Raw genomic sequence first — 26971 nt, forward strand, 5'->3', positions numbered from 1 at the left:
GTCCGGTCGGCAGCCGTCCCCGACCCACCCGGTCGGGGGGCGCCCGGCAGGCAGACGGCACCATGGGCGCCGTGACGGCCGGAACGCGTGCGCAGGTCTCGCCCTTCACCGCGTTCGACCGACAGTCGTGGCGGGCGCTGGCCGCCGGCGGTGAGCTGCCCCTGGACGACGCCGACGTCCGGCAGCTGGCCACCCTGGGCGACCGGATCGACCTGGACGAGGTCTCCACGGTCTACCTGCCCCTGGCCCGGCTGATGCACCTGCACGTCACCGCCAGCCGGCGGCTGTGGGCCGCCCAGACCCAGTTCCTCGGTGCGCGCACCGCGAAGGTCCCGTTCGTCATCGCCGTGGCCGGCAGCGTCGCCGTCGGCAAGAGCACCACCGCGCGGCTGCTGCAGGCGCTGCTGGCCGCCGCCCCGGACACCCCGCGGGTCGACCTGGTCACCACCGACGGCTTCCTGCTGCCCAACGCCGTCCTGGAGTCCCGCGGCCTGCTCGGCCGCAAGGGGTTCCCGGAGAGCTACGACCGGCGGGCGCTGCTGCGCTTCCTGGCCGACGTGAAGTCCGGCAAGCCGGAGGTCAGCGCCCCGCTGTACTCCCACCAGTCCTACGACGTCCTCCCCGACCAGCGGCAGGTCGTGGACTCCCCCGACGTGCTGGTGCTGGAGGGGCTCAACGTGCTGCAGGCCGGCGCCCGCAACGACGGCCGGGTGCCCGAGGTCTTCCTCTCGGACTTCTTCGACTTCTCCGTCTACGTCGACGCCACCGAGCACGACATCTCCCAGTGGTACGTGGAGCGCTTCCTCGCGCTGCGCCGCACGGCCTTCCAGGACTCCGACGCGTACTTCCACCGCTTCGCCGACCTCACCGACGAGCAGGCCACGACGACGGCCCGGGGGATCTGGGAGGCGGTCAACGAGCCGAACCTGCGGCTCAACATCGCCCCCACCCGGTCCCGGGCGCGCCTGGTGCTGCAGAAGGCCGCCGACCACTCCGTGCGACGGGTGCTGCTGCGCAAGCTCTGAGCGTCCGCTGTCAGGAAGTGCCGAGCACGCCCGCCGACGTCGTGAGGTCGCGTCCCCGCCCGTCGGGAGTGACGCGGCGCACACTCGGCTGACCGCAGCGCCGCGGCCGCACCCTGCCTCGCTTCCCCTGGAGTGGACCCCGATGTGCTCGCACCCCTCGACCTGTCCCCCGCCCGCCGCGGACGGCCGCGTGCTGGCCGCGCCGCTGAGCCGCCGTCCCGAACAGGGGTGGACGCTGCTGTGCAACGGCGTGATCGTGTTCGACGACGACGGCGAACTCCTCCCGGACGGTCAGGTCGTGCTGACCCGCCCCTGGGCCCTGGCCGGCGCCTCCGCGGCCTGATCGGGTCGGCTCAGTCCAGGCCGGCGGCGTCGGCGGCCTGGGTGAGCAGCGTGGTGAACGCGGCCTGGTCCAGGGCAGCGTCCGCGGTGCCGGTCTGGCTCAGCATGACCGCGCGTGGGCCGTCGGTGACCACGCCGACCAGCATCGAGACCGTGCCGACCGAGTGGGTCATCGTGACCGCCAGCGCGGCGGCGGAGTCCCCACGCTCCGGTACGTCGAGGGCCGACAGGCCGATCTCGACCTGCATCCCCCAGGGCGCGTCGACGGTCGCGTCCGCGCAGGCCTGGACGAGCTCGTCGACCGGCAGCTCCAGCCCCTCGACGGCCGGCCCCTCGGCGACCACCTGGAAGGTGCGCTGCTGATCGGTGGCGGCCACCTGGGCCGCGACCGCCGGCATCTCCTCGTCCTCGAGGGCCGGCAGGGCGGCCAGCGCATCGGCGCAGGCGGCCGGCTCGACCGTCGGCTCCATCACCGTGCCGTCCTCGTCGGTGCCGTCCTCGTCGGTGCCGTCCTCGTCGGTGCCGTCCTCGTCGGTGCCGTCCGCGTCGCCCCACCAGTGGTGGCCGCCCCAGCCGTTGCCGGCCCAGCCGTGGTGGCCGCCCCAGCCGCGGTGGTCGCCCCACGACCCGTCACCCGACCACGGCCCGGCCCACGACCCCGACCAGGGGCCGACCCACTCCGACGGGAGCTGGAGCACCGTGGCGTCCGGACCGAACGCGGACTCCGGCAGCAGTGCGCCGGCCAGCTCCTCCGCGGCGGCCGGAGCGACGCTGTCGGTCGCGGCCGCCTCGCTGACCGCGGTGGGACCGGCGGCGCCCAGCTGGCTCGCACAGGAGGTCAGCACCGCCGTCCCGGCGAGCATTACCACACCGACCGACGACCGACGCACCAGGGTCCCCATGCACGGGGATGGTGCACCTTCCGGGCCCCGCCGTCGACCCCTTCCCGGCGTGTCAGGACCGGGCGCCCACCACGTCCTGCACCGTCCCCAGGTCATCGGGGGCCCCGTCGGCGCGGGAAGGCTCGGTCGCCACCGGCGGGTGCGGCACCGCGGGCTCCTCGAACGCCTCCGGCGACGGGCAGGAGCAGACAAGGTTCCGGTCGCCGTAGGCCCCGTCGATGCGCCGCACCGGCGCCAGGTAGCCGCGCCCGACCAGCCCCCGGACCGGGTACACGGCCGCCTCGCGCGAGTACGGGCGGTCCCACTCCCCCGCCAGCATCTTCAGCGTGTGCGGGGCGTTGCGCAGCGGGTTGTCCTCCCGGCCGTACTCGCCGGTGGCGACCTGCTCGATCTCCCCGCGGATGTGCACCATCGCCTCGACGAACCGGTCCAGCTCGGCCTTGTCCTCGCTCTCGGTCGGCTCGACCATCAGCGTGCCGGCCACCGGGAAGCTCATCGTCGGCGCGTGGAAGCCCAGGTCGATCAGCCGCTTGGCGATGTCGTCGTTGGTCACACCGGTGGCCTTGGTGAGCGGCCGGATGTCCAGGATGCACTCGTGCGCCACCAGGCCGGTGGCACCGGTGTAGAGCACCGGGTAGTGCGGCCGCAGCCGCTCGGCGACGTAGTTGGCCGCCAGGATCGCCTGCTCGGTGGCCTGGAGGAGCCCGTCGGGGCCCATCAGCCGCAGGTAGGCCCACGAGATCGGCAGGATCCCCGCCGAGCCCCACGGGGCACCGGAGATCGCCGGGCCGCTGCCCCCGGTCTCCACCAGCGGGTGGCCGGGCAGGAAGGGCACCAGGTGCTCCCGGACGCCGATCGGCCCCACGCCGGGGCCACCGCCGCCGTGCGGGATGCAGAAGGTCTTGTGCAGGTTGAGGTGGCTGACGTCGGAGCCGAACCGGCCCGGCTTGGCCAGCCCGACCAGGGCGTTGAGGTTCGCGCCGTCGACGTAGACCTGACCGCCGGCGTCGTGCACCGCCGCGCAGATCTCCTGCACCTCGACCTCGAACACCCCGTGGGTGGACGGGTAGGTGATCATGATCGCGGCGAGCCGCTCGGCGTGGGTGTCCACCTTGGCCCGCAGGTCGGCGAGGTCGACGTTGCCGGCCTCGTCACAGGCCACCACGACCACCCGCATGCCGGCCATGACGGCGCTGGCCGCGTTGGTGCCGTGCGCGGAGGACGGGATGAGGCACACGTCCCGCTCGGCGTCACCGCGGCTGTGGTGGTACGCGCGGATGGCCATCAGGCCGGCGAACTCCCCCTGCGACCCGGCGTTGGGCTGCACGCTGACCGCGGCGTACCCGGTGACCTCGGCGAGCCCGTCGCACAGCTCCTGGATCAGCTGGGCGTACCCGCGGGCCTGCTCGACCGGTGCGAAGGGGTGCAGGCCGGCGAACTCCGGCCAGGTGATCGCAGCCATCTCGGTGGCGGCGTTGAGCTTCATGGTGCACGAGCCCAGCGGGATCATCGTGCGGTCCAGCGCCAGGTCCTTGTCCGACAGCCGACGCAGGTAGCGCAGCATCGCCGTCTCCGAACGGTGCTCGGCGAAGACCGGGTGGCTGAGGAACGGGCTGCGCCGGCGCAGCTCGGCCGGGAGCGCGTCGGCCCCGGCGTCGTCCAGGCCCGCGTCGTCCGTGCCCACCCCGAACGCCTCGGCGACCAGCCGCAGGACGGCGGGCGTCGTCGTCTCGTCGCAGGCGATCGCCACGGCGTCGTCGTCGACCAGGCGCAGGTTCACCCGGCGGGCGGCCGCGGCCGCCACCACCTCGGCGGCCCGGCCGGGCACCGCGACGACGACGGTGTCGAAGAAGTGCTCGTGCACCACGGTGAGGCCACCGGCGCGCAGCCAGCCGGCCAGCACCTGGGCGGTGCGGTGCACCCGGGCGGCGATCGCGGTGAGCCCCTCGGCCCCGTGGTAGACGGCGTAGGCGCCGGCCATGACGGCGAGCAGCACCTGGGCGGTGCAGATGTTGCTGGTGGCCTTCTCCCGGCGGATGTGCTGCTCCCGGGTCTGCAGCGCCAGCCGGTAGGCCACGTCGCCGTCGGCGTCGACCGAGACCCCCACCAGCCGGCCGGGGAGCTGACGGGCCAGGCCCTCGCGCACCGACAGGTACCCGGCGTGCGGGCCCCCGTAGCCCATCGGGACGCCGAAACGCTGGGTGGTGCCGCAGGCGACGTCGGCGCCCCACTCCCCCGGCGCCTCCAGCAGCGTGAGGGCGAGCAGGTCGGCGGCGACCACGACGGCGACACCGGCCGCGTGCGCGGCCGCGGCCAGCTCGCGGTGGTCCCGGACCGCGCCGCTGGCGCCCGGGTAGGCCAGCAGCACCCCGAAGGCCCCCGCCTCCGGGAGGTCGGTGGGCCAGCCGGCGGAGAGGTCGGCCACGTGCAGGCCGATGCCCAGCGGCTCCGCGCGGGTGCGCAGCACGGCCAGGGTCTGCGGCAGCGTGTCGGCGTCGACGACGAAGACGGAGTGGGCCTTCGCCCGCCCGGCCCGGCGCACCAGCGTCATCGCCTCCGCCGCGGCGGTGGCCTCGTCCAGCATCGAGGCGCCGGCGACCGGCAGCCCGGTGAGGTCGGCGACCATCGTCTGGAAGTTGATCAGCGCCTCGAGGCGGCCCTGGCTGATCTCCGGCTGGTACGGCGTGTAGGCGGTGTACCAGGCGGGGTTCTCCAGGATGTTCCGCTGGATGACCGCCGGGGTGATCGTGTCGCTGTAGCCGAGCCCGATCATCGAGGTGAACACCTCGTTGGCCGCCGCCCGCTCCCGCAGCTGCGCCAGCACCGTCGCCTCGTCGGCGGCCGCCGGGAGGTCCAGCGGGGTGCGGTCGCGCACGCCCTCCGGCACACAGGCATCGGCCAGTGAGGCGAGCGAGGCGTGGCCGAGCACCTCGAGCATCGCGGCGGTGTCCGCCGGGCGGGGGCCGATGTGTCGGGCCGCGAACGACCCGCTCGTCGACAGCGCGGAGAGCGCGGGGAGCGACCCGGTCAGGGGTGCGGGATCAGAACCAGGAGTCCGGTCGGCCACTGCTGGGACGGTACCAGCGCGCGATCAGCGGCTGGGGGCCGTCCAGGCCAGAGCGGCTCGACCACGTCCGCGCCGGGCCGAGCCGGGCCGGCGGAGTGTGGCCTAGGCCGAGGCGGCGCGCCGGCGGCGGCGGGCGGACAGCTCGTCGTCGGCGACGGAGCCGCCCCCGTCCAGCCGCTCGGCCGGCAGTTCGGCGAGCTCCCCGGAGAGCTCCCGGAGGGCGCCGGAGACCGCGATGCCGAAGACGCCCTGCCCGCCGGCGAGGAGGTCGACGACCTCCTCGGCCGAGGTGCACTCGTAGACGGTGGCGCCGTCGGAGAGCAGCGTGATGTTGGCGAGGTCCTTGACCCCGCGGGTGCGCAGGTGGTCGACGGCCTTGCGGATGTTCTGCAGCGAGACGCCGGTGTCCAGCAGCCGCTTCACGACCTTGAGCACCAGGATGTCGCGGAACGAGTAGAGCCGCTGCGTGCCCGACCCGGTGGCGGTCCGCACGGACGGCGCGACCAGCCCGGTGCGCGCCCAGTAGTCCAGCTGCCGGTAGGTGATGCCGGCGGCGGCGCACGCCGTCGGGCCGCGGTAGCCGACGACGTCGGTGTCGATCTCGTCGTAGGAGGGGACGCCCACCGCTGCGTCGCTGAACAGCTGACCCTGTGAACCGTTGTCCTGGTCGCTCACGGGCACTCCTCGCTGGCGTTCATCTGCCGCGGTCGCGGCGCTGCTGGGTTCGTGCCGTCGATCGCGGGCCCGCTCACTCCAGCGCCTCCTCGACTCCGGCACCCAGCACCTGGGCCGTCCCCGTGCTGTGGCTGGGAACGGTCACGGGCGCGGCTCAGGGACTTCCACGCACGTGATTCGCTGACCGTAGGCCGGGGCCGGGACAGGGTCAACCGAGGGACGCGGCGTGTCGCTGGACTCACCCGTGCGGGTGGCCCCGGGGAGCCGGCGGCTCAGCTGCCGCCGGAGCCCGACCCGGCGCCGAAGTCCTCGGGGCTGATGTTGTCCAGGAACTCGCGGAACTTCTCCACCTCGTCCTCCTGCTCGTCGGGGATCTCGATCCCGACCTCGTCGAGCAGGGCCTCGGCGCCGTAGATGGGCGCACCGGTGCGGACGGCGAGGGCCACGGCGTCGGACGGGCGGGCGCTCACCGTGCGCTCGTCGCCGAACTGCAGCTCGGCGAGGTAGATGCCGTCACGCATCTCGGTGATGTGGACCGCCTCCAGCGTGGCGCCGAGGGCCGTGACCACCTCACGCAGCAGGTCGTGGGTCATCGGCCGGGCCGGCCGGACGCCCTGCTGTTCGAAGGCGATCGCCGCGGCCTCGGTCGCGCCGATCCAGATCGGCAGGTACCGCTCCCCCTGGGTCTCCTTGAGCAGCAGGATGGGCTGGTTGCCGGGCAGCTCCACCCGGACGCCGACGACTCTGAGCTCCTGCACGTCTGGCTCCCCTCCGCTGACTTCCCCGTGGTCACCCACCGCTCCCGGACCGTCCACCGCAGGGCGGCCGACCGGAGCACCGCGGGTGCCCGCACCCCCGCAACGGTACGCCAGGGGTCAGCCGCCGAGGACCTCGCGCAGGCGCGACTCCAGCAGCCCGCCGTGCAGTTGGGCCGACAGCGCGGCCAGCTCCTGGAGCTGCTCACCGGCCCGGGCGCGCGCCTCCTCGGAGCGCGCCAGCAGCACCGGGGCCACCAGCTGCTCGAGCAGGGCGGCCTCCCGCTCCGCCGCCGTCCGGTACACCCGCAGGTGCCGCGGTTCGATGCCGTGCCGGGCCAGGCCGGCGACGGCGCGGCCCACGGGCAGGTCGGTGACGCGGTGCCGGCCCTGGGAGTCGGCGTTGAGCAGTCCGAACTGGACGCAGTCGGCCAGCTGGGCCTCCGTCAGGCCGGCGGCCGCCGCGAACTCCGGGCCCGGCAGGGGGGCGGTCCCGACCGGCTGGCCGGCCACGCCGCCGGCGGTCCCGCTGCCGGGCACCGGCTCGCCCCGGTCCAGGGCGTCCAGGTGCTCCTTGATGACCCGCAACGGCAGGTACTGGTCCCGCTGGGCGGCCAGCACGTACCGCAGTCGGGCGACGTCGGCGACGGAGAACTTCCGGTAGCCCGACGGCGTCCGCTGCGGGTGGACCAGCTCCTCGGACTCGAGGTAACGGATCTTGCTGATCGTCACGTCCGGGAAGTCGCCGCGCAGGGCGGACAGCACCTCGCCGATCGTGAACCGGGGCCTGGTGTCGGCAGTGTCCCTGGCGTCCGCGGCGTCCCTGCTGTCAGCGGCGTCCCGGGCGTCGGCGGTGTCCCGGTCAGCGCTGGGGCTGGGCTGGGGCACCGCAGTCATGACCGGCGTCCGCTCTCGGCCCGCTCCGTGCACGACGTGGCGGTCATGCGCCGGCCGGCTCGCCCGTCCGCGGCCCGGTCAGGTAGACCAGGCGGAACTTGCCGATCTGGACCTCGTCGCCGCCGGCGAGGGAGGCCACGTCGACCGGCTCGCGGTTGACGTAGGTGCCGTTGAGGCTGCCCACGTCGTGGACGGTGAACCCGCCACCCTCGCGGTGGAACTCCACGTGCCGGCGGCTGACCGTCACGTCGTCGAGGAAGATGTCGCTGTCGGGGTGCCGACCGGCGGTGGTGACCTCCTGGTCGAGCAGGAAGCGGCTGCCCGCGTTGGGGCCCCGCTTCACCACCAGCAGCGCGGACCCGGCCGGCAGCGACTCGACGGCGCCGGCGTGCGCGTCCGCGGTCGACTCGGACACCTCGGCCTGCTCGCCGGAGTCCTCACCGCCGACCTTGGGGATGATGCTGGTCGACTCGCCGACCCGCTCGGGGCTCAGCGCCGCCCCGCACTGCGCGCAGAAGCGGCTGCCCTCTGGGTTCTGGTGGCCACATCGAGTGCAGAGCACGTCTGTCTCCTCCGGTGCAGGCGGCACCGCCGCGGGCCTGGTGGTACGGGCCGCGGTCGGCCGGCGGACGACGGACCGGTCGGCCCGTCGTAGGTCGGCCGACCGCAGGATCACGGTCGGGCCGGGGGTCATGGAACCAGCGGCCGACCCGAGGGTCAACCGCACGTACAGGGTGAGGGTCGGACGCCGTGGAGCGCACGGCCGACCGTCGCAGTGATGATAGTGATCGCCGACCACCCCGACCGGACGGCGGGGGGCCAGCGGAGTGACGGGCCGATCCATCCGGCCCGGTCAGGGCGGGCTCAGGAGCCCTGGACGACCGCCTGGTACGCCGCTGCGTCCAGCAGCGACGCGGTCGGGTCGCCGTCCTGCCCGGTCACCTGGACCTCGACCAGCCAGCCGGCACCGTAGGGATCGCTGTTGACCGTCTCCGGCGCGTCGGTCAGGGCCTCGTTCACCGCCGAGACGACGCCGGCCACCGGCGAGTAGACGTCGGAGACGGACTTGGTGGACTCGACCTCACCGATCGGGTTGCCGGGGGCCACCTCCGCACCCACCTCGGGCAGCTGGACGAACACGATGTCCCCCAGCGCGTCCTGGGCGTGGTCGGTGATCCCGACCCGGACCACCGTCGCGGCACCCTCGGTGCCCTGGACCAGCGCCCACTCGTGCTGGTCGGTGTAACGGCGGTCATCGGGTGTGGTCATGCGGCATCTCCAGAGATCGGGGTCGGTTCGGTGGCTGCAGTGGTGGCCGCGGCCTCGGTGCAGGGGCCCGGACCGAGCGCCAGCGAGGTCTGGGGGGCACCGAGGTCCTTCCTCAGTCCCCCTCGGCCGGCTCAGCGTATTGAGGCGTGTCCAGTGGCCGCAACGCGTCCACCACGACGTCCTGGGACGGGGTGATGGCCACGTCGCCCCGGCGCTGGTTGACCATCGCGGAGACCCCGCCCGGGATGCTGAGGGCGGTGGCCATGTCCTCGGGCGAGCCGATGACCCGGATCGTGTAGGGCGCCTCCACCGGCTCTCCGTCGATCTCCAGGGCACCGGGCTCGCCGGTGATGGCGCTGCTCACGCCGATCCGGACGCCGTCGATCTGCATCGTCTCCGCACCGGCGCCGCGCAGCTCCTGGATGGCGTTGAGCACGACGCCGGCGGTGACGCGGTCGGCGGGGTCGCGGATGACCACCTCGAGCCCGGGACCGCGGGCGGCGACGGTGCCGTTGAGGATGCCGAGCGCCTCGGCCCGCTCCTCGGCCTCCGCCAGCGCGGCGGTCGCGGCGCTGTCGGAGCTGCCCAGCTGGGCCAGCGCCGTCCGCTGGTCGTTGATCTCCTGGCGGAGCCGGTCCTCCCGGGAGGAGAGGTCGTCGAGGATGCGGACGAGGTCCTCCTCGCGCAGGCCGGCCAGCTGCGCGTCGGTGTCGGTGCTGCGCACCTGCACCGCGAAGGCGAAGCCCAGCAGCAGGGTGAGCACGCCGATGAGGACGGCCGCCAGCGGATCGCGACGCCGTCGTCCGGCCACCGGCGTGGCCCCGGCGCCGTCCGCCCCGTCCGACGGGCCGGCCGCCTCCTGCTCCCCCACGCCGTCGGCACCGGGGGTGCCCGCCTGGGGGGTGCCCGCCGCGGAGGAGCCCGTCCCGGGGTCGTCGGCCCCGGGAGGCCCGGCATCGGACCGGCGCTCGGCGGTCGGCTCCTCGCTCATGCGCGGAACAGGTGCCGACGGATGGCCGCGGCGTTGCCGAAGATGCGGATGCCGAGCACCACCACCACGGCGGTGGACAGTTGCGCGCCCACCCCGAGCTGGTCACCGAGGAAGACGATCAGCGCTGCGACGACGACGTTGGAGACGAAGGAGACGACGAAGACCTTGGCGTCGAAGATCCGGTCGAAGCGCGCCCGCACCCCGCCGAACACCGCGTCCAGCGCTGCGACCACCGCGATCGGCAGGTAGGGCTGCAGCCAGAGCGGGACGCTGGGGTCGAGCAACAGCCCCAGCACCACGCCGACTGCGAGTCCGAGGATCGGGATCACGCGTCAGCCTCCGTCGGTGGGCGGGTCGGGGGTGGCGGGCGCCGCTGCCTCACCCTGTTCCTCGGGTGCGGTGAGCGGCTCGGCGAACAGCAGCTCCGCGCTGCTGCCGGCCGGCAGCTCGAGGTCGTCGGCCCGGGCGAAGTCGAAGACCACACCGAAGTCCTTCGTCAGCGTGGCCAGGTCGTTGGCCTCGGGGGTGGCCAGGAAGGCGCGGGCCAGGTCGTCGGGGTCGCCGACCGCGGAGATCTCGTAGGGGTTCATCACCGGTCGGAAGTCGACCAGGATGGCGTCGCCGGCCTGACGGATGGCGGTGGTCGGGCCGACCCGCTGACCGTTGATGCTGATCGCCTCGGCACCGGAGGCCCACAGCGCGTTCACCGCCAGCTGGAGGTCGCCGTCCTGGACCCGGCCGGCCAGGGCGATCTGGTCGGACCCGCCGACCGGGTCGCTGTCCGCCGCCGGCGGGGCGTTGCCGACCGTCACGAGCAGCCCGGGCCCGGCGACCGCCACCGCGGCGGCCCCCTGTTGGGCCACCGCGAGCTGGCTCAGCGCGCGCTGCCCGACCACGCTGGTGTCCAGCGCCTGCTGCCGGGTCCGGGCGACCTCGGCGGTGAGCTCCTGCAGCTGGGCGGCCAGTTCGTCGCCGACCGCGGACTCCTGGACGATGTCGTCGCGCAACGCCTGCCGGGCCGCCTCACGCCCCTGCGCGCCGGCCGCCGCCTCCTGGTAGGTCACCGCGGCCAGCAGCCCTGCCAGCAGCAGCGCGGCGGCGACGAGCAGCTGCCCCCGGTTCCGCTGCAGCCACGACGGGCGGGAGGCCGGGCCGGGCTGCGCCGTCGATCCGGCCGCCTCCTCCGCGGCCCGGGCCGCCCGGGCCGCAGCGACCTGGGCGTAGGCCGGGTCCAGGGTGTCGGCCAGCACCTGGTCCAGCAGGGAGGCACCCAGCGAACGTGGCCGCCCGGGTGCGGGCGCGCTCACGCCTCCACTCCGGCCGGGTGGCGCCCGGACAGCAGCTGGACGGCCTGGACCACGTAGAAGACCCCCGCGAGCAGGTAGAGCGCCGCCCCCCACACGGTGAGCGCGTAGGCGACCGGCTGGACCACCGCGGCCACCGACCCCTCGCCGTCGGCCAGCAGCAGGAGGGGGAAGGCGTAGAGCAGCAGGAAGGTCGCGGCCTTGCCGAGGTAGTGCACCTGCAGCGGCGGCCAGCCCGCGTGCCGGAGCACCAGCAGGGTCGTGGCGAGCACGACCTCGCGCACCAGCAGCACGACGACCACCCACAGGGGCACGACGTCCCGGATGACGAAGGCGATCAGCGTCGCGACGATGTAGAGGCGGTCGGCGGCCGGGTCCAGGAGCGCGCCGAGCCGGCTGGCCTGTCCCAGCGCGCGGGCCAGCTTCCCGTCGAGCCAGTCGGTGGCGCCGGAGACCACGAGCACGACGATGGCCCAGCCGTCGGCGTGCGGGCCCAGCAGCAGCCACAGGAACAGGGGCACGCCCAGCAGCCGGACGACCGACAGCAGGTTGGGCAGCGTCCACACCCGGTCGCCCAGCTCGTCCCGGTTCCGCGGCACGACGCGCCGACGGTTGGCCGGACCGTCCGGAGGGACGTCGGCCGCCCGGTCGCCCGCCGTCGTCATCGCAGTTCCACCTCGCCGTCCACCGCGGGTCAGGCTAGTGCCCGACGTCCATGGTGCCCCCGCCGACCGGCCGGTCGCCCGGGGCACCCTCGGCACCCGGCCGGTCGGCACCCGCCCCTTGACGACCGGCGTCCCGGTGCCGTCAGGTTCTCCGATGACCACCGGACCCCTCGCCGGGCTGCACGTCGTCGAGCTCACCGGTCTCGGCCCCGCCCCGTTCGCGGCGATGCTCCTCGCCGACCTCGGCGCCGACGTGCTGCGGATCGACCGTCCCGGTGCCAGGCCGCCAACGCCGTCCGCCGAGCACGACCTGCTGGCCCGCGGGCGGCGGTCGGTGGCCGTCGACCTCAAGGACCCCGACGGCGCGGAGCTGGTCCGGCGCCTCGCCGAGCGCGCGGACGTGCTGCTCGAGGGCTTCCGGCCCGGGGTCACCGAACGGCTGGGCATCGGGCCGCAGGAGTGCCTGGCCCGCAACCCCCGCCTGGTGTACGGCCGGATGACCGGCTGGGGTCAGGACGGCCCACTGGCGGCGACGGCCGGGCACGACCTCGGCTACATCGCGGTCACCGGCGTCCTGCACGCCATCGGGCGGGCGGGCGGGCCGCCGCAGGTCCCGCTGAACCTGGTCGGCGACTTCGGCGGCGGGGCGATGTACCTGGTGGTGGGGGTGCTCGCCGCGCTGCTGGAGGCCCGCGGCAGTGGCCGGGGCCAGGTGGTGGACGCCGCCATCGTCGACGGCACCGCGCACCTGGCGACCATGATCGCCGGCATGCTGGCCGGTGGGGTCTGGCAGGACACCCGCGGCGTCAACCTGCTGGACTCCGGCGTCCCCTGGTACGACGTCTACGAGACCGCCGACGGCCGGCACCTCGCGGTCGGCGCCCTGGAGCCGCAGTTCTACGCCGAGCTCGTCGACCGGCTCGGCCTGGCCGGCCGCGTGCCGGAGCGGGCCGGGGCGGACCCGGAGGAGCTGCGCGGCCTGTTCGCCGACGCGATCGGCCGGCGGACCCGCGACGAATGGGCCGAGGTGTTCGCCGGCAGTGACGCGTGCGTGGCCCCGGTGCTCTCCTTCGCCGAGGCCCGCGACCACCCCCAGCTGGCGGCGCGGCAGACCTACGTCGAGCGGGACGGCGTCGTGCAGCCGGCGCCCGCGCCGCGGTTCTCCCGCACCCCGGCCACGCTGGACCGGCCGCCGTCCCGCGCCGGTGAGCACACCCGGGCGGCGCTGTCGGACTGGGGCATCAGCGACGTCGACGCACTGCTGGCCGCCGGCACGGTGGTCCAGGCCCCGACTCCCCTCGACTGACCGTCCGTGGCCGGTCAGTCGTTGTGCAGCAGGTCACACATGACCTAGCGTTCCCTCTTAACGGACATGTCGTTCGCTTTCCGAATGGAACGAGGCAGCCTGTGGTCACGACGCCCCGCAGCCCCACGGCCGAGCCGCTGGACGCCGAGGCAGCCCTCGGCACGTTCGAGGCGGCGGTGTCCTCCGCCTGCGCGCCGGTGCGGGTGCGGCCGGTCGAGGGCGTCGCCTTCCACGGCCGGCTGCGCAGCGCCACTGCCGACGGGCTGCTCGTCACCGCGCTGCGCACCAGCCCCAACACGGTCTCCCGGACCGGGCGCCTGCTCAGCTCCACCGACCCGGAGTTCCTCAAGCTCATCTGGCAGCGCTCCGGCGTCAGCCGGCTGAGCCAGGACGGGCGTCGGGGGGAGGCCAGGCCCGGGGACCTGGTGGCCTACGAGACGACCCGGCCGTACCACCTGGACAGCGCGGGTACGAACTGGGAGGCGGTCGTCGTCGCGGTGCCGCGGGACCGGCTGCACCCGCACCTCCGACCGTTCAGCGAGCGGACCGCGGTCCCCGTCCCGGCGACGAGCAGCCCCGCTCGCGCGCTCTCCTCGATGCTGGAGGAACTGTCGCGGTGCGAGGACGCCGGTTCGGGCGACTCCCCCGCGGCCTGCCACCTCGGTGATGCCCTCGTGTCGATGGTGCTAGCCGTCTACGCCGGGCTCCCCCAGGTGCCCGGGGGCAGCGGGCCGACCCTGGCCGACCGGGTGCGCACGTACGCGCTGGCCCACCTCGGGGACCCCGACCTCGGCGTCGAGTCGATCGCGGTGGCCCTCGGCGTCTCGGTGCGCCAGGTGCACAAGATGTGCGCCCAGGAGGGGTTCACCACCGCCGCGTGGATCCGGCGCCGCCGACTGGAGCGCATCCGCCGCGACCTGCTCGACCCGACGCTCGCCGGCCGGAGCACGCCGTCGATCGCCGCCCGCTGGGGGATCCTCGACGTCACCCATCTCGCGCGACAGTTCCGCACGGCCTTCGGCGAGTCCCCGGCACAGCTCCGTCGGCAGAGCACCGCCGCCTGACCGGGTGCCGACCAGTCCTGTGCACGAGATGGCGACAGGCCGTGCACGGGATGGCTCAGCCCCTCCCCCGCGCTGCCGTGGACTCACCGGCGTCGGCGCAGCCCGTCGCCGGCCGGCCGGGCCCCGCTCGGCGGGCCGACCGCCCCGCCGGTGGCCCCGGGCACCGCGCGTCCCCCGCCCGCCCACGTCCACCCGGAGGCCCGATGTCCCCCACCCCGCTCGCCGCTGACCTCGTCGTGACCGGAGGACGCGTCTGGACGTCGGACCCGGCGCGCCCGTGGGCGGAGGCGCTGGCGGTCCGGGACGGGCTGCTGCTGGACGTCGGGACGGTCGACGAGGTCGCCCGGCACCGCGGCCCGGACACGGAGGTGCACGACCTGGCCGGCGCGCTGGTGCTCCCGGGGCTGGTCGACGGGCACGTGCACCTGAACCTGGCCGGCGCCCAGGCGGCGTTCGAGCTGCCCCTGCTGCCGAGCGACTCGCTGGACGACGTGCTGGCGAAGGTGCGGGCGTGGGCCGGCCGGCTGGAGCCGGACGCCTGGGTCGTCGGCGGCATCCTCGGCAGCACCCTCCTCGGTCAGCTGGCCGAGGAGCGCCACCGGTTGGCCCTCGACGAGGCCAGCGGCGGGCGGCCGGTGCTGCTGCGCGACGACACCATGCACAACCGCTGGGTCAGCTCGCGGGCGTTGGAGCTCATGGACGTGGGCCCGGACAGCCCGGACGTGGAGGGCGGCCGCTACGTCCGGGACGACGCCGGCCGGCTCACCGGCGTGCTGCACGAGCTGGCCTCCGCCCGGGCCGAGTCGGCCTTCGCGGCGTCGGTCGCCGATCCGCAGGCGCGCATGCGGGAAGCGGTGGCCACCGCGGTCCGGGTGCTGAACTCCTACGGCATCACCAGCGTGCAGGAGGCCGCGACCATGGGCGGGCCCCTGGCCGCGCTGCGCGAGCTCGAGGCGGAGGGTGAGCTGACGCTGCGGGTGGTCGCCTCCCTCCCGGTGCGCCCGTTCCTCGAGGACGGCGCGGTCGGCGGGGAGCTCATCGCCGAGGCCCGGGCCCAGCGCAGCGAGCTGGTGCGCCCGGACTTCGTGAAGGTCGTGCTGGACGGCGTCCCGATGACCCGCACGACGGCGCTGCTGGAGCCCTACCTGTGCCGGCACGGCGAGCCCGCCACGACCGGTGACCTGTACTACGACCTGCCCGACCTGGTCGCCGAGGTGGAGCGGTGCCACGACCTGGGCCTGGGCGCGAAGTTCCACGCGACCGGGGACGCCTCGGTGCGGCTCGTGCTCGATGCCGTGGAGCAGGTGCGCGCCCGCCGCGGGCCCGGGCCGCGCTTCCAGATCGCCCACGCCGAGTACGTGCACCCCGACGACCTGCCCCGGTTCGCCGCGCTGGACGTGGTCGCCGACGCCTCCCCCTACATCTGGTTCCCCGGCGTGATCCAGGACAGCATCGCCGCCCACGTGCCCACGGAGGTGGTCGCGGCGTCCTGGCCGTTCCGCGACTTCCTCGACTCGGGTGCGGTGGTCGCCGCCGGGTCGGACTGGCCGTGCGCCGCGCCCACCCCCGACCCGTGGACCGGGCTGGAGGCCATGGTCACCCGCCGCAACCCCGACCCCGCGGTGCCCGGGACGCTCAACCCCGGGCAGGCGCTGACCGTGCAGGAGGCGGTCACCGCCTTCACCACGCACCCGGCCGAGGCGATGGGGCTCGGCGACGTGACCGGACGGCTCACCCCCGGCCGGTCCGCGGACTTCATCGTCCTGGACCGTGACGTCTTCGCGGTGGACCCGACGCAGGTGCACGCCACCCAGGTGCTGCGCACCTGGTTCGCCGGCCGACTGGTGCACACCGCCGACGAGCCGACCACCCGCCCGTGACCCACTCGGCCGTGCCGAGACCGACCCGACCAGCACGACGACGAGGAGAACCGTGAGCGGCAGAGGCGAGTTCGCCTGGGACGCGCAGTCCTGGACCCCACTGAGTGAGATGGCCGAGGGCTTCGACGAGTTCCGCCCGCCGGTGTCCGGCGCCCTGGTCGGCCGGACCATCACGCTGACCGGCGCCCTGGCCGACGGCGGCGAGGCCTTCTCCCTCGAGCAGCGGTTCACCGAGGACCGCCGGCTCGACTGGGTGCTGCGCGTCGGCGACCGCCCGGAGCGCAGCGGCACCGCCACCTACCAGGCCTTCGAGCTCGCCGACGAGCTCTTCTACGTGCACCAGCTGTGGCAGGGCCTCCCCCGACCCGAGGCGGCGTCCTTCGCCCTGGACCTGGCCAACGGCACAGCGACCGGGGCCCTGGCCCAGCTCGGCCTGGAGCCGGACCCGCACCGCGCCCGGCAGCAGTGGTTCCAGGCGACGATCGACGGACGGCCGGCGGACCCGCACCCCCACCAGCCGACCACGGAGCTGGTCGGCCAGCGGATCCGTTACCGCTACAGCAGCGACGACGTCTACGACCACGTCTACCTCACCGACCGCCTCTTCACCTGGGTCTGCATGGGCGGTGCCGAGCAGGGCGAGGCGGACACCGAGCGGTGCGTGCACTGGAAGATCCGCGAGGGGGTGTACCTCTTCTCCTGGCTGGAGAAGCTGCTGGGCGTCGAGGGCATGGTGCTGGTCGACCTGACCCAGCTGCGCTCGGTGGGCATCCAGTTCGCGCTCGACCAGTTCAGCGGTGAGCTGGTCGACCTCACGATGGGCGCCTACGCACAGCCCCTGTCCGAGGCACCGCCGGTCACCACGCCATGACCCCTCCCCGGGTCGCGTTGGTCACCGGCGGCGGCGCCGGCATCGGTGCGGCGACCGCCCGCACGCTGGCGCGCGCCGGGACCCGGGTCGTCGTCTGCGGTCGCCGGCCGGAACCGCTGGAGCGGACGGCCCAGGAGACCGGCGGGCTCGCCGTGGCCGGCGACGTCGCCGACCCGGCGGACGCCGCCCGGGTCGTGCAGCGCACCGTCGACCACTTCGGTCGACTCGACGGCCTGGTGCTCAATGCCGGGGTGATGCACCCCGGCGCGCTGCTGGACGTCTCCCCCGAGGCGTTCGAGGCGACGCTGCGGGTCAACGTCGGCGGCCTCTACCACGTGCTCCGGGCCGCGTTGCCGCACCTGCTGGCCTCCCGCGGCGCCGTGGTCACCGTCGCCTCGGTGGCCGGCCTGCGGGCCAGCGCGGAGATGTCGGTCTACGCCGCCTCGAAGGCGGCCGCCACCGCGCTCACCCAGTCCCTGGCCGTCGACTACGGCCCCCAGGGACTGCGGGCCAACGTGGTGTGCCCCGGGTGGACGGCGACCGAGATGGCCGACGCGGAGATGGCGGAGTTCGGCGGTCCGCGCGGCCTCTCCCCCAGCGCCGCCTACGGGCTGGTGACCTCGCTGGTCCCGGCGCGCCGGCCGGCCGGCGCCGACGAGGTCGCCGCGTGCATCGCCTGGCTGCTGTCGGACCAGGCCCGCTACGTCAACGCGGCGGTGATCCCGGTCGACGGCGGGCAGGTGGCCGTGGACGTGGGCACGGTGCCCTTCGACCCCCGGGTGTCGGTCGACGACCGCCCGGTCGACGACCGCTGAGGACAGGAGGACCGGACCATGGACCTGCAGCTGCGCGACCGGGTCGCGCTGATCACCGGTGGTGCTTCCGGCATCGGGCGGGCGTGTGCCGACGCGCTGGCCGAGGAGGGCGCGCAGATCGCCCTCCTCGACCGTGACCCGGCCGGCGAGGAGGTCGCCGCTCTGCTGCGCGACCGGGGCCACGACGCCCTGTTCGTCCGGGCCGACGTGACGGTCGAGGCCGACGTGCGCACGGCCGTCGCCGCCGTCCTCGACCGGTTCGGCCGGCTGGACACCGTCCTCGGGTGTGCGGGCATCTCCGGCCCGGCCGGGACACCGGCTGCAGAGGTGAGCGTCGCCGACTGGGACCAGGTCATGGCGGTGAACGTCCGCGGCAACTTCCTGCTGGCCAAGCACACGGTCCCCGCGCTGCGCTCCAGCTCGGTCGCCACCATCGTGCTGATCGCCTCCGACGCGGCACTCGTGGCGTTCGAGGGGATGAGCGCCTACAACACCTCCAAGGGCGCGGTGCTGATGCTCACCCGCTCGCTGTCGGTCGACCACCCCGAGGTGCGCGTCAACTGCCTGTGCCCGGGGGTCGTCGACACCCCGATGTCGCGGGCCGACCTGGGCCGCCCCGACGGGTTCGCCGGCAGCGACCTGCCGGTCATGCAGCCGGCGGACCTGGCCCGGCACGCCGCGTTCCTCGCCTCACCGGTGAGCTCCCCGATCAACGGCACCTCGGTCGTCTCCGACTTCGGCTACCTGGCCCGGCCCGCCGTCCCGCCGTACGAGTTCGCCGTCGACCCCACCCCGTAGCCCGGGCCCGGCCGAGGGCAGTCGCCCCCGGCCGGGTGCGCTTCAGCCGGCGGGAGCCGCGTCGTGCAGCCGGTGGGCCTCCCGGGCCCGCATCTTCTCGCGGACGACGTGGGTGGCTGCGGCGATGGCGATCGCCGCCACCAGCGCCAGGCCGCTGGCGACGTTCTGCCAGAAGGTGGTGACGCCCAGCAGGGTGAGGCCGTTGCGGAGCAGCCCCATGAACAGCACCCCGACCAGGACGTCGACCATGCTGCCCTCGCCGCCGGTGAGCGCGACGCCGCCGAGCAGCACCGCGGTGATCACCGCCAGCTCGAAGCCGCCGCCGAGCTGGCCGGCCGGGGCGCTGTTGAGCCGGGCGACGGTGATCGCGCCGGCCAGCCCGGCCGCGGCGCCGCTGGTGACGAACAGCAGGAACCGGATCCGCCGGGTGTCCACCCCGCACAGGTAGGCGGCCTCCCGGTTCACCCCGATCGCGTAGACGTGCCGCCCGGCCGGCGTACGGGTGAGGAACACCCCGGCGGTCAGGAGCACGGCGACGGCCAGCAGCGCCGGCAGCGGGACCCCGGCGATGTTGCCGATGCCCAGGAAGCCGAAGGCCTCTCCGAAGTTGCTCAGCGGCAGCGGGCTGACCAGCTGGGCGACGCCCCGGACGGCGGTGAGCATGCCCAGGGTCACGATGAAGGAGGACAGCCCGAACACCGTCGCCAGCACCGCGTTGACCACGCCGACTGCGGCGCCGGCGAGCAGCGCCGCCCCGACGGCGACCAGCGGGGACCCACCGGACTGCGCCACCTTGCCGGCCACCACCCCGCCCAGGGCCAGGGTCGACCCGACCGAGAGGTCGATGTAGCCGGCGATCACCAGCATCGCGACCGGGGCGGCGACGATCGCGATGACCGCCGCGTCCAGGAAGACGCCCCGCAGGTTGCCCCAGCCCAGTTGCGCCCCGGTGGCCAGCTGTACGCCGGCCACCATCACCACGAGCAGCACCAGCAGCGGGTTCTGAACCAGCCAGCCCGCGGCGGCGGCCACCGGGGACGGTGCCGCGGCGGCGTGACCGGTGGACGGCGGGCGACGGTCGGCGCCGTCGACGGTGGGAGGTGGGGCGGTCGTCATCAGGAGGGCTCCAGCTCGCTGTGGATGAGGTCGAGCAGCTGCTCTTCGTCGGTGTCGCGCATGTCGAGGTCGTCGACCACCCGGCCCTGGCGCATCACCAGGCAGCGGTGTGCCAGCGCGACGACCTCGTCGGGGTCGTTGCTGGCGAACAGCACCGCCAGTCCCCGCTCGGCGGCGACCTGCCGCAGGACGTCGTAGATCTCGGCCCGGGCGCCGACGTCGACGCCCTGGGTCGGGTCGTCCAGCAGGAGGACCCGGGTACCGGCCCGGTCGTTGACCCAGCGGGCGATGAGCACCTTCTGCTGGTTGCCGCCGGACAGCCGGGAGACCGGCACCGCCGGGTCGGCCGGGCGCAGGCCGAACGCGGCGGCGGTGCTCCGGAAGACCTGCTGTTCCGCCCGGGGCCGACGCCACCCCGCGCGTGCGGTGAGCGACATGACCCGCAGCACGGTGTTCTCCCCCGACGACAGGGAGCCGAAGAGCCCCTGCCGGAGCCGGTCACCGGGGACGAGTGCGAGGCCGGCGCGGAGGGCGTCGTCGGGACGGCGGACGCGCACCGGGCGCCCGTCCACGGCGACCGTCCCGGAGGCGGCCGGCCGGCGACCGAAGAGGGTCTCCAGCAGCCGCGAGCGGCCGGACCCCACCAACCCGTAGAGGCCGACGATCTCCCCGGGCTGCACCGCCAGGGAGACGTCGTGCAGGCCCGGTGCCCGCAGCCGGTCGACGGCCAGTGCCGGGGTCGCGTCGCCGTCCACCGGCCGGGGCGCCACCGCCGCGCCGTGCGCGCGGCCGCTCACCGCGGCCACCAGGTCGGCCTTGCCGACGCCGGTCATCGGCGCGGACCAGACGACCCGCCCGTCCCGCATCACCGTCGTGCGGTCGGCCAGCTCGACGACCTCGTTGAGCAGGTGCGTCACGTAGAGGACGGCGATCCCCTCGGCCTTGAGCAGTCGCACGAGCTCGGCCAGCCGTCGCGACTCCACCGGGGACAGCGCGGCGCTCGGCTCGTCCAAGACCAGCAGCCGCGCGTCCCGGCTCAGCGCCTTCGCGATCTCGACCAGCTGACGCTGGCCGATCGTGAGTTCCCGGACCGGGGTGTCCGGCGAGACGTCGAGCCCCACCCGCTCGAGCAGTCGCACCGCGCGTGACCGCTGGTCGGCGCGGCGGAGGAAGACCCCGGCCGCCGTCGTCTCCTGACCGAGGAAGAGGTTCTCGGTGACGTCGAGCCGGTCGATGAGGCTCAGGTGCTGGTAGATGACCGCGATCCCCGCGGCGATGGAGGACCTGGGGTCCAGGGCGTCGTACGTCGTCCCACCGATGGTGATCGACCCGGCGCTGGGTGCGGTGCCCCCGCCCAGGCACTTGATCACCGTGGACTTGCCGGCGCCGTTGTGCCCGAGCAGGGCGTGCACCTCGCCGGCGGCGATGTCCAGGTCGACGTCGTCGAGCGCCAGGGTCGGGCCGTACCTCTTGGTGAGGCCACGGACGGAGACGGTCATGTCAGCCGCCGAAGGCGGTGACGTACTCCTGCAGGTCGGGGCTGTCCGGGGTGACCAGGTACACCGGGACGTCGGTCTCCGGCTCCTCCCCGCGGCCCAGGGCGAGCGGGATGTCGATGGTCGCCTTCACGATGTCCTCGGACTTGACGGTCACCACGCCGCGCACGAAGTCGCCCTCCTGCATCGCCTGGAACAGGGAGAGGTTGCCGTCGAGCCCGCCGACGTAGGTCTCCGGGTCGTCCGCGGCCCGGCCGGAGGACAGCAGCGCCTGGTAGGCGCCCTGGGCGGCGTCACCGACGGCCGCCAGCACCATGTCGACGTCGGGGTTCGCGGCCAGCACCGAGTTGGTGACCGTCAGCGCCTCCTGCGGGGTCACCGCCTGCTGCTGGGCGACGATCTCGGCATCGGGAGCGGCGTTGCGCAGTCCCTCGAGGATCCCGTTGGTCCGCTCCTGCCCGATCTGGGTCAGCTGGTCCTCCAGCACCAGCACCGTGGGGGGCTCGCCGAGGTTCTCCTGCGCCCACCGGCCGGCGTCCTCCCCGAGCATCCGCCCGGACTCGGTGAAGCTGAACTGCAGCGTGCTGCTCTGGTTCTCCAGGTCGCCGCCGTAGGTGACCCAGTACTTGCCGGCGTCCAGGTACTGCTGGGCGATCGAGTCGATGCTGGCCGGGTCCATCGGGAAGGACACCACCGCGTCCACGTCGCTGTTGAGGTAGGTGGTCAGGTTCGACACCTGGGTCGACAGGTCGCTGTTGTCGTTGGTGAACTCGACGGTGACGCCCTGCTCCTCGGCGTAGTCCTGCATCTGCTGGCTGAGCACCGAGTAGATGGGCAGCGAGGTGAAGGGGAAGTCGAAGAGGATGGTGTCGACCTCGGTGTCGCCGCCCGCAGAGGTGGCCGCGGCGGTGCCGCTCTCACTCGTGGTGCTGCAACCGGTCAGCGCCAGGGTCACCGCGAGCGGCGCGACGACGGCGGCGGTGGCTCGATGACGGCGTGCGGACATGAGGGCCTCGTTCTCTGCAGAGGGGACGGCGTCAGGACCGGACGGAGCCCGGCCACCCCGGGACTGGTCCCGCGGGGGTGGTGACCGGAGCGAGCTCCGCTGACGGCATCACCCGGCGGCGGTGAGCTGTTCGGTAGACCCTCGGTCCGATCCGCGGTGGCCGACGACCACCGCGTGCACCCGATCTCGCCGTTTCGCGCACCCGCCCGAGCTGCCCGGCCTGGACCCCTCGGTCAGCAGGCCGATCTCAGTCGGAGCTGGTCGCGCGGCGCCGCACCCGCCGGTCGAACCGGTCGCGGCTGCTGCCCAGCGGCTGGCCGAGGTACCTGCCCAGCACGATGCCGGCGGCGAGGGCCAGGCCGATGGCCGCGGCCCCCACGAGCTCGTCCACCCCGCCCGGCACGTCCGCCTCCACGACGATCGCGAAGAGGCCGCGGTAGATCGTGAGCCCGGGCAGCAGCGGCACGATGCCGCAGACCGCGACGAGCAGGGGCGGGAACCGGAGCCGATCGGTCAGCGCCGCACCGCAGAAGCCGACGACCACAGCCGCCGTCCCGCTCGCCACCGCGGGGCCGGCCCCGAACGCCGCGGTCGCCGACGACGTCGTCCAGGCCAGCGCGCCGGCCACCGTGGCGACCCCGACGGCGTGCGGGCGGGCATGGGACGCGAGGGCCCAGGACCCCGCCATCCCGGCGGCTGCGGCCAGCGCCACGGCGAACGGCACGGTGTACATCGACGGGTCGGTCACGCGCAGCGGGACACCCGCCCGCTGCGCCAGGTCCAGCACGGCGGCGATGCCGACGACGATGCCGGTCGTCAAGGTGAGCACCTCGAAGGCGCGCGCCGCGGCGGTGACCGGGAAGCCGTTGATCGCGTCCTCGGCCGCACCCACGAAGGAGAGGCCGGCCAGGAGCACCACGATCCCTGCGGCGACCACCAGCGAGGTGCGGACCTCGACCTCGGAGACGATGAGGAGGACGGCCGCTCCGGTGGCCACCGCGGCGCCGAGTGCCTGCTGGAAGAACATCGGCAGCCCACGCCGGTCGAGGGCTCGCATCGTCTGCTCGATGGCGGCCGTGGTGAGCGCCGCGACCAGCGCCACCAGCCAGTCCCCGCCGAGCAGGAAGGCGACGCAACCGGCCACACCCGACCAGCCGAGCGCGTGGATCGAGCGGCGGTAGGGGTGCGGCGCCGACAGCACGTCGTCCAGCTGACGGTGCGCCTCCTCCAGGCCCAGGCCGGCTGTCTTGATCTCCGCCGCCAGGTCGGTGATGCCCTGGAGCCGGGTGTAGTCCAGCCCCCGCGGGCGCACGATCCGCATCAGCATGAGCGGTGGGACGTCGTCCGGGTCGTAGCTGATCGTCAGCGAGGTGAACGTGATGTCGACCTGGCAGTCGGTCAGCCCGTAGCCCGCGGCCACGCGCAGCACGGTGGCGGTCACGTCGGCCGCGGAGGCCCCGACCGCCAGCATCGACTCCCCGATGCGCAGGGCGAGGCCGAGCGCCGAGCGCGCGGTGTCCGCGTCGACCCGGCTGGGCTGGGCGCGCAGCGCCAGCGGTGCCGTCGGCGGCCCGGACCCGGAGATCGCCTTGCGCGCCCGGTCCGGCAGGCGGGGGAACCGCCGGCTGCGGTCCCGGGTCGTGGGGTTCACTCGGGCCAGGCTACGGAGCGCTGACGGGAAGTCACGGCTGCCGACCACGCGCGGGTCGTGGCCTTCCCCACTCTCGCGCGGACGGCGCCCCGGGCCCGCTGTCCGGCACTACGGCGGCGAGTCGGCCGGCGCGTCCCGCCACCGGACGGCGTGCCGCCGACGGCACGCCGATGGCGTGACGACCGTCACGAAGACAGCCCCATCGCGGGTACATAACGTTCCGGTCACGCCGACTTCGTGGGCGTGGCGCCGGTCCGCCCAACCCTGCCTGCCGGCCGCCATCCAGGACCTTCAGGGCAGGGGTGGGGAACCCACCGCACACGGCGCGCCGATCCATCGGATGGCGCGCCTCGGGGTGAAGCCGGCATCGCCGGCCGGGCACCGATCGCCCGAACCCGACAGCTAACCCCTCAGGCGGTGATCGGAGATCACCATGCCCAAGAACAGCTCGTCTCGCTTCGTCCGCACGCGGGACGTCCTCGTCGGCCTCCCCGTCGTGGCCGGCGTCTCCGTCGTCACGCTGGGCGTCCTCAGCTCCCCGGCGCAGGCCCACACCACCAGCCCGGCGCCCTCGGTCACCGCGACCCAGGAGGACCGGCACACCGCCGAGCAGGGCGACCCGTTCGCCGCGCTCGCGGGGGCCCACGGGCAGTCCTGGCGGGAGCTCTACCAGCGCAACATCGGCGCCTTCGGCGAGGACCGCGCGGCGCTCACCCCGGGGCAGGTGCGGTTCCTCCTCGGCGCCGAGGACGCAGCACCGGCACCTGCTGCTGCTCCGGCACCCGAGCCGGCCCCGGCTCCTGCCCCCGCACCGGCTCCCGCACCGGCTCCCGCCCCGGCACCGGCTCCCGCCCCGGCACCGGCTCCCGCCCCGGCACCGGCTCCCGCCCCGGCACCGGCTCCGGTCGCGGCTCCGGCTCCGGTGGTGGCCGTCGCCTCGCAGTCCACGGCCGCCGCCCACATCACCAACACCGCCGGGCCCGTGCAGCCGCGGGCCGCGGCCGCCGCGGACGCCGTCGTGCGCGACGTCCCCGGCGCCGCCGGCATCACCATCGGTGGGACGCGCGGCAGCGCGACCGACCCGAACGGCCACCCCTCCGGGCTGGCCCTGGACTACATGGTCATGTCCGACACCGCGCTCGGGAACGCGATCGTCGAGTACCACATCGCCAACTGGGACGCCCTCGGCGTGGACTACATCATCTGGCAGCAGCGCATCCTCATGTCGCCGACCGGCTCGTGGAGCCCCATGGCCGATCGCGGCAGCGCCACGGCCAACCACATGGACCACCCGCACGTGAACTACCAGGCGGGCTGACCCGCCCGGCCCCGCTCCACCAGGGCGGACACCGTGCCCCCCTGCCCGTACCGCGGGCAGGGGGGCACTGTGCGTCTCCGCCGCCGAGGGCCGCCGACGGTGTCCGACCGTCCGCGTGGGATGGTCGGGGCAGAGCCCACCGCCACGGATGGTCCGCCACGGTGCGGGCACAGTCGACGGCGACCGCGCGAGGCCCGTGATCCGATCGAGGTCCCACGACGTCGTCGCACGGCGGACGTCGCACGATCAGCACCCGGCGCCGGTCGGGTGTCGCTCCCCCGGTGGGCTCGGCGTGGCTCGACGTCGCGCCGGTGCCCGGATGACGACGAGGGATCATGTCCACGACCGACTTCTCAACACCACCCGGGTCCAGGCGTCGCCGCGTGCGGCGGACCGCCGCCCTGGCCGCCCGACCGGTGACGCGGAGGTCGGGCGGGTGGCCGCGGCGCCAGCGCAGCGCGCGGGCCGTGGCCCAGGCGTGGCTCGGCCGCATCGTGGAGCGACGGATCCGCAAGAAGGGCATCGACCTCACCGAGCTGACCTTCTTCCCGGAGAGCGCTCGACTGCCCCTGCTGCGGCGCGGGGTGGACCCGGTGCCGGAGCTCGCCGAGCTGCGCGCCCGCTGTCCGGTGGAGCGGCTCGACCTGCCCATGGGTCTCGCGGCGCACCTGGTCACCGGTTACGAGCAGGCCCGCGCCGTCCTCGCCGACCGCGACTCCTACAGCAACGACATCCGGCACCTGTTCGGCGACGCCGGACCGGGGTCGACAGCAGACGTCGGCGGCCTCGGTTTCACCGACCCGCCGCTGCACACCCGGCTGCGCAAGCTCGTGGCCCCGGAGTTCACCCGGCGCCGGCTGGACCGGCTGGAGCCCACGGTCGAGGCGATCGTCACCCGCCGGCTGGACGAGCTCGCCGCCGCCGGATCGCCGGCAGACCTGGCCGAGCACGTCTCCTGGCGGGTCCCGATGGACGTGATCTGCGGGCTGCTGGGGCTGGACGACGCCGACCACGAGGCCTTCGTCCGGCTGGGCACCCAGCGCTTCGACGCCACGGGGGGTGTGGCCGCGGCGCTCGGTGCGGTGTCGGAGCAGAAGCGGATCCTCCTCGACGTGGTGGCGCGGCAGCGGACGGCGCCCGGGGACGGCTTGATCGGGCGGATCCTCCTGGCCGAGGGCGACGGCATCTCCGACGACGACCTCGCGGGCCTCGTCGACGGGATCGTCACCGGCGGGTACGAGACCACCGCCAGCTCCATCTCCCTGGGCACCATGGTGCTGCTGCGCGACCCCGCCCATGCCGCCATCGTCCGAGGGGGCTCACCGGCCGAGATCGACGGCCTGGTGGAGGAGCTGCTGCGCTACCTGTCGGTGGTCCAGGTGGCCTTCCCGCGGTTCGCCAAGCAGGACCTGGAGCTGGCCGGCTGCCCGATCCAGCAGGGCGACCTCGTCGCCGTCTCGCTCAGCGGGGCCGACCGCGACCCGGCCTGGGCCGGCCCGCAGCCCGACCAGTTCCAGCCGACCCGGTCCCCCGCCGGCGGTCACCTGGCGTTCGGCCACGGGGTGCACCGCTGCGTCGGCGCCGAACTCGCGCGCCTGGAACTCCGCATCGCGCTCCCGGCGCTGTTCCGCCGCTTCCCGGACCTCGCGCTCGCCGTTCCCGAGGAGCAGGTCCCCTGGCGCGGGCTGTCCTTCGTCCACGGCGTCGAGGAGCTCCCGGTCTCCTTCTGACCGCAGCCGCCCGGCCGGGCACGTCGTC

At 74.6% G+C, this 26971-nt stretch carries 25 protein-coding genes and 1 riboswitch; of the genes, 10 read left to right on the plus strand and 15 right to left on the minus strand.

What is annotated here, in order from left to right:
* Positions 1-62 precede the first annotated feature (62 nt).
* Both coaA and O2W15_RS10605 read left to right on the plus strand, forming a co-directional pair.
* Positions 63-1025, plus strand: coding sequence for a type I pantothenate kinase (coaA, locus tag O2W15_RS10600; RefSeq protein WP_269165400.1), 963 nt, complete (start codon positions 63-65; stop codon positions 1023-1025).
* Positions 1026-1167: 142 nt separating this feature from the next.
* Positions 1168-1368, plus strand: coding sequence for a DUF5999 family protein (locus O2W15_RS10605; RefSeq protein WP_269165399.1), 201 nt, complete (start codon positions 1168-1170; stop codon positions 1366-1368).
* Positions 1369-1378: 10 nt separating this feature from the next.
* On the opposite strand, the gene O2W15_RS10610 is transcribed toward O2W15_RS10605, so the two are convergent.
* The 11 genes from O2W15_RS10610 to O2W15_RS10660 form a co-directional block, all read right to left on the minus strand.
* Positions 1379-2269, minus strand: a complete 891-nt coding sequence (locus tag O2W15_RS10610; protein WP_269179391.1) for a hypothetical protein — start codon at positions 2267-2269, stop codon at positions 1379-1381.
* A 52-nt stretch (positions 2270-2321) separates the two neighbouring features.
* Positions 2322-5336 carry an aminomethyl-transferring glycine dehydrogenase gene (gene gcvP, locus O2W15_RS10615; RefSeq protein ID WP_269179392.1) on the minus strand — a complete coding sequence of 1005 codons (3015 nt, stop codon included), beginning with the start codon at positions 5334-5336 and terminating at the stop codon, positions 2322-2324.
* 102 nt (positions 5337-5438) lie between these two features.
* Complete coding sequence (locus O2W15_RS10620) at positions 5439-6011, minus strand: MerR family transcriptional regulator (protein ID WP_442928876.1); 573 nt, start codon at positions 6009-6011, stop codon at positions 5439-5441.
* A gap of 272 nt (positions 6012-6283) precedes the next feature.
* Positions 6284-6769, minus strand: a complete 486-nt coding sequence (locus O2W15_RS10625; RefSeq protein ID WP_036332790.1) for a bifunctional nuclease family protein — start codon at positions 6767-6769, stop codon at positions 6284-6286.
* A 117-nt stretch (positions 6770-6886) separates the two neighbouring features.
* Positions 6887-7663, minus strand: a complete 777-nt coding sequence (gene ftsR, locus O2W15_RS10630; RefSeq protein WP_269165396.1) for a transcriptional regulator FtsR — start codon at positions 7661-7663, stop codon at positions 6887-6889.
* 43 nt (positions 7664-7706) lie between these two features.
* Positions 7707-8225, minus strand: a complete 519-nt coding sequence (gene odhI / locus O2W15_RS10635) for an oxoglutarate dehydrogenase inhibitor Odhl (RefSeq protein WP_166757210.1) — start codon at positions 8223-8225, stop codon at positions 7707-7709.
* A gap of 302 nt (positions 8226-8527) precedes the next feature.
* Entirely contained in the window at positions 8528-8932 is a 405-nt protein-coding gene (gcvH, locus tag O2W15_RS10640; protein WP_036332586.1) for a glycine cleavage system protein GcvH, read from the minus strand.
* Positions 8933-9044: 112 nt separating this feature from the next.
* Positions 9045-9923, minus strand: a complete 879-nt coding sequence (locus tag O2W15_RS10645) for a DUF881 domain-containing protein (RefSeq protein WP_269179393.1) — start codon at positions 9921-9923, stop codon at positions 9045-9047.
* The gene (locus O2W15_RS10650; RefSeq protein ID WP_036332584.1) at positions 9920-10252 is read right to left on the minus strand and encodes a small basic family protein; all 333 of its coding nucleotides are present in this window, start codon (positions 10250-10252) and stop codon (positions 9920-9922) included. Before O2W15_RS10650 ends, O2W15_RS10645 begins: the two co-directional genes overlap by 4 nt.
* 3 nt (positions 10253-10255) lie before the next feature.
* On the minus strand, positions 10256-11230 hold the full coding sequence (locus O2W15_RS10655) for a DUF881 domain-containing protein (RefSeq protein ID WP_269179394.1): 975 nt from the start codon (positions 11228-11230) through the stop codon (positions 10256-10258).
* Complete coding sequence (locus tag O2W15_RS10660; protein WP_269165393.1) at positions 11227-11892, minus strand: CDP-alcohol phosphatidyltransferase family protein; 666 nt, start codon at positions 11890-11892, stop codon at positions 11227-11229. The genes O2W15_RS10655 and O2W15_RS10660 overlap by 4 nt, the downstream gene beginning before the upstream one ends.
* 154 nt (positions 11893-12046) lie before the next feature.
* Between O2W15_RS10660 and O2W15_RS10665 the strand changes: the two genes are divergently transcribed.
* From O2W15_RS10665 to O2W15_RS10690, 6 genes are all read left to right on the plus strand, one after another.
* Entirely contained in the window at positions 12047-13198 is a 1152-nt protein-coding gene (locus tag O2W15_RS10665; RefSeq protein WP_269179395.1) for a CaiB/BaiF CoA transferase family protein, read from the plus strand.
* 101 nt (positions 13199-13299) lie between these two features.
* Positions 13300-14262: a helix-turn-helix domain-containing protein gene (locus tag O2W15_RS10670; protein WP_269179396.1), complete on the plus strand. Its 963-nt coding sequence runs from the start codon at positions 13300-13302 to the stop codon at positions 14260-14262.
* Between the two features lie 203 nt (positions 14263-14465).
* Positions 14466-16142 (plus strand): amidohydrolase, encoded by a 1677-nt coding sequence (locus O2W15_RS10675; protein WP_269179397.1) that lies wholly within the window; start codon positions 14466-14468, stop codon positions 16140-16142.
* 52 nt (positions 16143-16194) lie between these two features.
* On the plus strand, positions 16195-17013 hold the full coding sequence (locus O2W15_RS10680) for a MoaF C-terminal domain-containing protein (protein WP_269179398.1): 819 nt from the start codon (positions 16195-16197) through the stop codon (positions 17011-17013).
* Complete coding sequence (locus tag O2W15_RS10685) at positions 17010-17828, plus strand: SDR family NAD(P)-dependent oxidoreductase (RefSeq protein WP_269179399.1); 819 nt, start codon at positions 17010-17012, stop codon at positions 17826-17828. Before O2W15_RS10680 ends, O2W15_RS10685 begins: the two co-directional genes overlap by 4 nt.
* Positions 17829-17846: 18 nt before the next feature.
* Positions 17847-18626, plus strand: a complete 780-nt coding sequence (locus tag O2W15_RS10690; protein ID WP_269179400.1) for an SDR family NAD(P)-dependent oxidoreductase — start codon at positions 17847-17849, stop codon at positions 18624-18626.
* A 42-nt stretch (positions 18627-18668) separates the two neighbouring features.
* Here O2W15_RS10690 and O2W15_RS10695 read toward each other — a convergent pair whose 3' ends face one another.
* From O2W15_RS10695 to O2W15_RS10710, 4 genes are all read right to left on the minus strand, one after another.
* Positions 18669-19742, minus strand: a complete 1074-nt coding sequence (locus O2W15_RS10695) for an ABC transporter permease (protein ID WP_269179401.1) — start codon at positions 19740-19742, stop codon at positions 18669-18671.
* Positions 19742-21241 carry a sugar ABC transporter ATP-binding protein gene (locus tag O2W15_RS10700; protein WP_269179402.1) on the minus strand — a complete coding sequence of 500 codons (1500 nt, stop codon included), beginning with the start codon at positions 21239-21241 and terminating at the stop codon, positions 19742-19744. The genes O2W15_RS10695 and O2W15_RS10700 overlap by 1 nt, the downstream gene beginning before the upstream one ends.
* Before the next feature lies 1 nt (position 21242).
* Positions 21243-22244: a sugar ABC transporter substrate-binding protein gene (locus O2W15_RS10705; protein WP_269179403.1), complete on the minus strand. Its 1002-nt coding sequence runs from the start codon at positions 22242-22244 to the stop codon at positions 21243-21245.
* A 247-nt stretch (positions 22245-22491) separates the two neighbouring features.
* Positions 22492-23895, minus strand: a complete 1404-nt coding sequence (locus O2W15_RS10710) for a threonine/serine ThrE exporter family protein (RefSeq protein ID WP_269179404.1) — start codon at positions 23893-23895, stop codon at positions 22492-22494.
* 316 nt (positions 23896-24211) lie between these two features.
* A riboswitch (cyclic di-AMP (ydaO/yuaA leader) is annotated at positions 24212-24327 on the plus strand.
* A 1-nt stretch (position 24328) separates the two neighbouring features.
* Between O2W15_RS10710 and O2W15_RS10715 the strand changes: the two genes are divergently transcribed.
* Positions 24329-25213, plus strand: coding sequence for a hypothetical protein (locus tag O2W15_RS10715; RefSeq protein ID WP_269179405.1), 885 nt, complete (start codon positions 24329-24331; stop codon positions 25211-25213).
* Between the two features lie 467 nt (positions 25214-25680).
* Positions 25681-26943, plus strand: a complete 1263-nt coding sequence (locus O2W15_RS10720) for a cytochrome P450 (RefSeq protein ID WP_269179406.1) — start codon at positions 25681-25683, stop codon at positions 26941-26943.
* The last annotated feature ends 28 nt before the right edge of the window (positions 26944-26971 follow it).

The organism is Modestobacter sp. VKM Ac-2979, from assembly GCF_026967995.1.
Taxonomy (GTDB): domain Bacteria; phylum Actinomycetota; class Actinomycetes; order Mycobacteriales; family Geodermatophilaceae; genus Modestobacter.

Bases quoted from the DNA above. Each gene is read 5' to 3' on its own strand.
- coaA (WP_269165400.1), top strand. From the start codon at position 63: ATGGGCGCCGTGACGGCCGGAACGCGTGCGCAGGTCTCGCCCTTCACC.
- O2W15_RS10605 (WP_269165399.1), top strand. From the start codon at position 1,168: ATGTGCTCGCACCCCTCGACCTGTCCCCCGCCCGCCGCGGACGGCCGC.
- O2W15_RS10610 (WP_269179391.1), bottom strand. From the start codon at position 2,269: ATGGGGACCCTGGTGCGTCGGTCGTCGGTCGGTGTGGTAATGCTCGCC.
- ftsR (WP_269165396.1), bottom strand. From the start codon at position 7,663: ATGACTGCGGTGCCCCAGCCCAGCCCCAGCGCTGACCGGGACACCGCC.
- gcvH (WP_036332586.1), bottom strand. From the start codon at position 8,932: ATGACCACACCCGATGACCGCCGTTACACCGACCAGCACGAGTGGGCG.
- O2W15_RS10645 (WP_269179393.1), bottom strand. From the start codon at position 9,923: ATGAGCGAGGAGCCGACCGCCGAGCGCCGGTCCGATGCCGGGCCTCCC.
- O2W15_RS10660 (WP_269165393.1), bottom strand. From the start codon at position 11,892: ATGACGACGGCGGGCGACCGGGCGGCCGACGTCCCTCCGGACGGTCCG.
- O2W15_RS10665 (WP_269179395.1), top strand. From the start codon at position 12,047: ATGACCACCGGACCCCTCGCCGGGCTGCACGTCGTCGAGCTCACCGGT.
- O2W15_RS10675 (WP_269179397.1), top strand. From the start codon at position 14,466: ATGTCCCCCACCCCGCTCGCCGCTGACCTCGTCGTGACCGGAGGACGC.
- O2W15_RS10685 (WP_269179399.1), top strand. From the start codon at position 17,010: ATGACCCCTCCCCGGGTCGCGTTGGTCACCGGCGGCGGCGCCGGCATC.
- O2W15_RS10690 (WP_269179400.1), top strand. From the start codon at position 17,847: ATGGACCTGCAGCTGCGCGACCGGGTCGCGCTGATCACCGGTGGTGCT.
- O2W15_RS10695 (WP_269179401.1), bottom strand. From the start codon at position 19,742: ATGACGACCGCCCCACCTCCCACCGTCGACGGCGCCGACCGTCGCCCG.
- O2W15_RS10700 (WP_269179402.1), bottom strand. From the start codon at position 21,241: ATGACCGTCTCCGTCCGTGGCCTCACCAAGAGGTACGGCCCGACCCTG.
- O2W15_RS10705 (WP_269179403.1), bottom strand. From the start codon at position 22,244: ATGTCCGCACGCCGTCATCGAGCCACCGCCGCCGTCGTCGCGCCGCTC.
- O2W15_RS10715 (WP_269179405.1), top strand. From the start codon at position 24,329: ATGCCCAAGAACAGCTCGTCTCGCTTCGTCCGCACGCGGGACGTCCTC.